This is a genomic window from Lacticaseibacillus suilingensis, assembly GCF_016861845.1.
GTDB classification, from domain to species: Bacteria; Bacillota; Bacilli; order Lactobacillales; family Lactobacillaceae; genus Lacticaseibacillus; species Lacticaseibacillus suilingensis.
Genome location: NZ_BOLV01000040.1, coordinates 1 through 6042 on the forward strand (window position 1 = coordinate 1; position 6042 = coordinate 6042).

Here is a 6042-nt window from a genome sequence, read left to right on the forward strand (position 1 = left end):
ACGCAAGGTCTTAGGCTGGAAGACACCATCGGAAGTCTTCATGGGCAAAAAGTTGCACTTGAGTTGACAATTCGTCGCACACAAAAACGGGTACCTTCTTGCGAAGACACCCGCCGGGCCGGACCTAATGTCGGTTACCACCCCGACACGAGACCGATGTATCATTTCCTGATTACAGTATACCACCTTTTGCAAATAAATCACGCATCTAACAGAAGGTCACTGAACTCCCGCGGATCATTAATCCTTTGGCTGCGTTAACTTAAGGTTGGTTGAGGTTGTACCCTCATCATTGTTTGCCTGCTTCTTGACGGTCGTGGCGAACTTCACGGTGAAGGCTGGATACTTAGAAGTCTCATATTCAAAGGGCGTTTGCTCTTTAGTATAGCCGATGCTATTAAACTTCATAATCGGCTCGTCTGGCTCAAGCGACAGGTAAAGATTGTCTCGTGTGCTCTGCCGCACGACTTCAATCGAACGGTCGGCCACTGCAAGCTGTAAGCCCTGATTCTCCAAGACCGAAAACAGAGATTCGGATGTAAAGTCATGGTCGGCAATGTCTGGCACTAATGCTAAAGGTAAGCATGACTTAGCAATGCAGACCGGCGTGTCGTCAACAAAGCGAATACGTTCTAGGACGAAAATCATATCGCCTTCATCAATAGCAAGGTGCTCGGCCACTTCTGCAGAAGCCGGCTGCACCGTCTGCTGAATAACCTTCGAGTGAGTATTCTTACCTTGCTCGTTAACATCTTCAAAGAAACCAATAAAGGTATTCAACTCATGGTCTGTATACTTCGGCTTAGTTGATCGACGGAGATAGCCGCGGCCACTGGCTTTGTCTAGCTTGCCCTCATCGGAGAGCGTCATCAAGGCCTTTCTAATGGTCGGCCGGCTCACAGAGTAACGTTCTGACAATTCTCGTTCAGATGGCAGCATGTCTGGCGCATCAGAAGGAGCTATATAATCCTGTATAATCTGAGCCTTTATATCCTGATAAATCATACATTTCCTCCTGAATTACGTCAGATTTCTTACCAATTTGATAGCATTATTTTACCATCTTTTCTACCCAAGTACCCGTCTTGGTTTGCCAATAGGTAACTTATTGCTTCCGCACCAAACCTGTGACCAATTAACCGATCATAGGTTGTAGGCTTTGCGCCCCGCTGCAGATAAGAAAGATTCAGATACTTCGTTTCTAATTCAATCTTCTCGCTCAAGTACTCGATCGCATCCTGCTTGTCCGGCAGTCCTTCTGGCACAATCAGAATCTGGGAACGTCCCTGCTTGTTCACATTCTCAGCAATCCGATCTAAATTATCTTTACTTTCATCAAGCACCGGAATTGAGAAGTTGGCGTATGCTGCGGACTCTGCCAGCTCAAAGCTTTTCCGGCCCATAACCTCAAGCAAGAATACCCGATGGTGGGACCGGGCGGTAAGAATCAGATCATCAACCGCATTAGAGATGCAGTCGAGCGCACTATCAAAGCCAAGCGTGTAATCAGTGTTGGGAAAGTCATTATCAATCGTCGCCGGCACGACAATCACAGGAAATCCTGTCTCTGCTTTCAACAGGCGAGCGCCTTCCCATGACCCATTACCGCCGGCAACGACAAGTGCGTCGAGCCCTTCCTCATGGAGAATTTTAGCAATCTCCGCCCTTGTCTTTGGTTGTCGAAATTCATCAAATCTCGCTGTGCCAATCGCAGCACCAGCTTGAGAAGCTTCAATCTCAATGGCATTAGGAAAGGCAAAGGTTCTCTCGTAGATGCCTCGGTACCCGTTCTTAATAAAAACAACCTCAGCCTCACTTGTATCAGCGGTCCCTAAGACCGCTGCATTCATCCCAGGGGCGTCGCCGCCGCTGCAAAGTACTCCAATCTGCATATCTCTGCCTCCAACAAAGCAGCACCGCATCACGCGGTGCTGCTTTTTCTAAACTTTAGTTAATATTAGTATTCCATCTTCTTGTAGTAGCGCCGAAAGGTCAATGGGTGATCCCGAACCACTTCAAGGTGAGCACTGAAGCGTTCCAAGACGGTAGCCAACACAACGGAAGAAATAATCTCACGTGTGTTTTCGGAAATACCTGGCAGGTCATAGGCCTTAGTATCAATAACAGTAACTTGATCCGTAAACTTCGGAACGAAGCGCTCAACACGATCAGACAAGGACCGGGACTTATCTTCACCCTTCATGATAATGACACTGACGCCCTTTTCAATCAGTTCCAGGGTGCCGTGGAAGAAGTCAGCTGCCTGAACTGGCCGCGTCTTGATCCATTGCATTTCTTCGAGGATGCACATGCCATAGTAGTAGGCTTCGGCAAAACTGTCGCCGGCCCCAGTGATGATGTGGTATGGCGTTTCTTTATGTTCATTAGCAAATGCTTCACCAATCGGTTCTGCTTGCTTCTTTGCTGCCAGTAAAGCTTCTGGCAATTTTTCAAAGTCGGAAATGTAGCTGTCGTACTGAGCTTGGTCGATTTCACCCTTCTTCAGCATGACGTACAAGACAATCATCAACCCTTGCAGGTAGTAGTTTTCGGAACTCGTGTCATCTAACACATCATTGTAGATAGCATAGGTGGCTTCTTTTTGAAGCGGTGTGTCAGGGCTACCAACTAAGGCCAACGTCCGAACATCGTGTTCTTCGCAATACTTAACGAGTTCCAGGGTTTCCTTAGTGGTCCCAGACAATGAAGGAATGACAACAAGTGACTTGTTAGAGAAAGTCTTGTTTGGCTGAAGCATGAACTCAGCGGCAATAACCCGATGGAATGGGAATGCGCTGCGGGAGCGTGCGAATTCTACGGTTGAATCGAAGAGAATGCCCACACCACCTGAACCGATGAAGTAGATGTTATCAACGCTATCCAGCTCGCGATCCAACACACTCTGGATTTCGGCGTTAGTCTTCACCGCGCCTGTTTCCGTCTTCAAAAACCGATCCTGATCAAAATTTAGCATTGCAAGTCCTCCTTAGAAATACAGAAATAAGATTACCAAAGGTAAACACATTTGTTTACAACTGGATGTTATCACCTTCAAAAAAATGCGTCAAGCGGGTTGACAATGTTTTTGCAACCGCTTACTATTGTCTTGTAAAATGTCTCTTTTGTTAGCAACATGTTACCACTGGTAATGTTCAATTAAGGAGGTGTCTAATTGCAACAGATCATTCTCGCAAGTCATCAGCAACTGGCTGAGGGTATGCAAAAAAGCGCGGAATACATTGGCGGGACGCTACCTCAACTGTCTTCCATGTGTGCCTACACCAGTCCTGAATATAATATCGACCAGGATATCGAGCAACGATTAGCGTTGTTGCACGGTCAAAAAGTGACCGTCATCACAGATATTCCAGGTGGTAGTGTTAATAATAGTTGGATGTCTTACGTTGCCGAACACAATTTATATGACCAAGTGACAATTATTTCTGGTATGAATCTTGCCCTTGTACTTGAGATTGCAATGTTTAGAGGCGACGATACAGCGTTTGAAAAGACCTTGCCTGACATCCTTAAGAATAATCAGCAGACGATTATGAACTGTAGTGCACTTTTAGAGGAGGCTAATCTTAATGATCAAGCTAATCAGAATTGACGATCGGCTTATTCACGGTCAAATCGCAATGGCATGGACCAGAGCGGTAGGAGCCGACGACATCATGGTTGTCGATGACGCTTCGGCCAAGGATTCGATGAAAAAGATGATCCTTAGCTTGGCTAAGCCCGCTGGCGTTGATCTTCACATCATTGCTAGCACAGACTTTACCAGTACCTATGAGCCCATTAAGTCTCATAACATCATGGTTGTAACTAGTAGCCCAAAATATGCGCTTCAAATCATGAATGATCTTGGCGACGAAGCCCCTACCTCACTCAACCTGGGCGGTATTCGCTATGCCGAGGGCAAAGAACGAATCTCGGACGCCATCTCATTAACACCTGAAGATAAAACCAATCTGCAAAGCATCAAAGACCTAGGTATCAAAATTGTCATCCAAGCCACACCTACATCTAGCGAAAAGCCATACTGAAAAGGAGGCAATCTTCAATGATTATCCAAAATATCCTCATCGCTCTGGTGGGCTATATTACCACCATTGACGAACGGTACTTCGGCGCTTCTATGATGAACCGGCCTATTATTGTCGGTCCAATTGTCGGCCTCATTCTAGGTAATCTGCATGACGGTATTCTGATTGGTGCTGCTCTTGAGGCCATGTTCATTGGTATTGTCACGATTGGCGCTGCCCTGCCCCCTGACGTTGGTGTTGCGGGGACCATCGCTACGGCCTTAGCTATTCAAAGCGGTTCCGGTGCCAGCGTCGCTGTTGCGTTAGCCATGCCTTTTGCGGTTCTTGCTCAAGGTCTTAATATGTTGGCATTCACACTGAACTCATTCACTATTGCTCAAGGTCGTAAGGCAATCAAAGAAGAGAACCTCAAGAAATTCCAGGAGTGGCATTTCTTCCCACTAATTCTCCGATTACCCGCTGGGATTCTTACCTTTATTGTCGTCCAACTTGGCGCTACAGCCACCAAAGGACTAGTAGATATCATGCCTGAACAGCTCATGACTGGATTCTCCGTAGCTTCAGGATTGTTGCCAGCCGTCGGGTTTGCAATGTTGATCCAAGGCATGATCAGTAAGAAACTGGCCCCCTACTTCTTCATTGGGTATATGTTGACAGCCTACCTCAAGATGCCAGTAATCGGTGTTGCGGTTGGCGCCGTCCTGATTGCCCTACTTGTTTTGAACCGGAACAAAAAAGGCCTGCAGGCTTAGAAAAGGAGTGTGATCAACGATGGCAGACAATCCAACCACCACATCAAAAAAACTCGAGCCAATGTTGAGCAAGAAGGATCTTCATAAAATCTTCTGGCGTTCCTTTGCCCTTCAAGGCTCCGAGTCATACACCGATATGCAAGGCATGGGCTACTCGTTCACCCTGCTGCCAGCTCTGAAGAAAATCTATGCTGGTCAGCATGACAAATTGTACGAATCTCTCTATCGCAACACAGAATTGTTCAATACGACCCCACACGTTGCACCCTTCATCATGGGCATGTCACTCGCGATGGAAGAGCAAAATGCCCGCGACGATAACTTTGATACAGAGGCTATCTCATCGATTAAAGCGGCTTTAATGGGCCCTGTGGCTGGGATTGGCGATAGCTTCTACTGGGGGACTTTTCGGGTCATTGCTGCCGGAATTGGCCTTTCGCTTGCAAGCGTTGGGAATATCCTCGGCCCTGTTCTGTATTTTCTGATTTACACAGCGCTTCACTTCATCGGGCGCTATGGTTCCTTGCATCTGGGCTACAAGACTGGGGCCAAGACCATCGAAAACGCCTTTGAAAGTGACTCAATCGGAATCTTCACGATGGGAGCCTCAATTGTTGGTCTCATGTCAATTGGATCAATGACCTCTTCCCTAGTCAAGTTCACCATTCCACTGGTATTTAAGACTGCCGGCGGTAAGATTGATATCCAGGGCATCCTTGATGGCATCTTCCCGGGGATTCTGGCATTGGGCCTGACCTTCTTCGTTTACTGGCTCTTGAAGAAAAAAGTTAAAGTCATCTGGGTCATCCTTGGCATTTTTGCCTTCAGCATCATCGGAGCATACCTGGGATTCCTAAAAGCTTAATCACCAATTTTAATTACACATAGAGTTTAAAGCCCGATACTGACGGCCTTTGCGTCGGTATCGGGTTTTTGATTTCAACTAACGGTCCAAATATAAAATCACCTAAGCTCTCAAAAATATATTTTGTAATTCTCGCGACAAACACTTGACGGTTCCATTTTAGGTTCTGGTGCAAAGTTGAAATTAAGCGTAGATCAAAGTGACTGTGTTTAGTGGTTGTAGCCTATGCCGCTAACAATTGGTCGACTTCTTGATACGCTGAAAAGCCGAAGAGGCCTAGCTTCTTTCGGCTTTCTTTGTGTGACGAATTGTCAACTCAAGTGCAACTTTTTGCCCATGAAGACTTCCGATGGTGTCTTCCAGCCTAAGACCTTGCGTG

Annotated in this window: 7 protein-coding genes; 4 read left to right on the forward strand and 3 right to left on the reverse strand. The window is 46.6% G+C overall.

Annotated features, from left to right (window positions below):
• Positions 1–240: 240 nt before the first annotated feature.
• The 3 genes from JUF11_RS12730 to JUF11_RS12740 form a co-directional block, all read right to left on the reverse strand.
• Positions 241–1005, reverse strand: a complete 765-nt coding sequence (locus JUF11_RS12730; RefSeq protein WP_125583044.1) for a GntR family transcriptional regulator — start codon at positions 1003–1005, stop codon at positions 241–243.
• 29 nt (positions 1006–1034) lie between these two features.
• Positions 1035–1892 (reverse strand): 6-phosphofructokinase, encoded by an 858-nt coding sequence (locus JUF11_RS12735; protein WP_204119891.1) that lies wholly within the window; start codon positions 1890–1892, stop codon positions 1035–1037.
• 65 nt (positions 1893–1957) lie between these two features.
• Positions 1958–2974: an SIS domain-containing protein gene (locus JUF11_RS12740; RefSeq protein ID WP_125583049.1), complete on the reverse strand. Its 1017-nt coding sequence runs from the start codon at positions 2972–2974 to the stop codon at positions 1958–1960.
• A 198-nt stretch (positions 2975–3172) separates the two neighbouring features.
• On the opposite strand from JUF11_RS12740, the gene JUF11_RS12745 reads away from it, so the two are divergent.
• Genes JUF11_RS12745 through JUF11_RS12760 form a run of 4 tightly spaced genes read left to right on the forward strand, consistent with a single transcriptional unit; the run spans position 3173 to position 5663 of the window.
• A complete protein-coding gene (locus JUF11_RS12745) occupies positions 3173–3610 on the forward strand; it encodes a PTS sugar transporter subunit IIA (RefSeq protein ID WP_204119892.1) in 438 nt (145 codons plus the stop codon).
• The gene (locus tag JUF11_RS12750; RefSeq protein WP_204119893.1) at positions 3588–4046 is read left to right on the forward strand and encodes a PTS sugar transporter subunit IIB; all 459 of its coding nucleotides are present in this window, start codon (positions 3588–3590) and stop codon (positions 4044–4046) included. The genes JUF11_RS12745 and JUF11_RS12750 overlap by 23 nt, the downstream gene beginning before the upstream one ends.
• A gap of 17 nt (positions 4047–4063) precedes the next feature.
• Positions 4064–4798, forward strand: coding sequence for a PTS mannose/fructose/sorbose/N-acetylgalactosamine transporter subunit IIC (locus JUF11_RS12755; RefSeq protein WP_125583055.1), 735 nt, complete (start codon positions 4064–4066; stop codon positions 4796–4798).
• A 19-nt stretch (positions 4799–4817) separates the two neighbouring features.
• Positions 4818–5663, forward strand: coding sequence for a PTS system mannose/fructose/sorbose family transporter subunit IID (locus JUF11_RS12760; protein WP_236000605.1), 846 nt, complete (start codon positions 4818–4820; stop codon positions 5661–5663).
• The last annotated feature ends 379 nt before the right edge of the window (positions 5664–6042 follow it).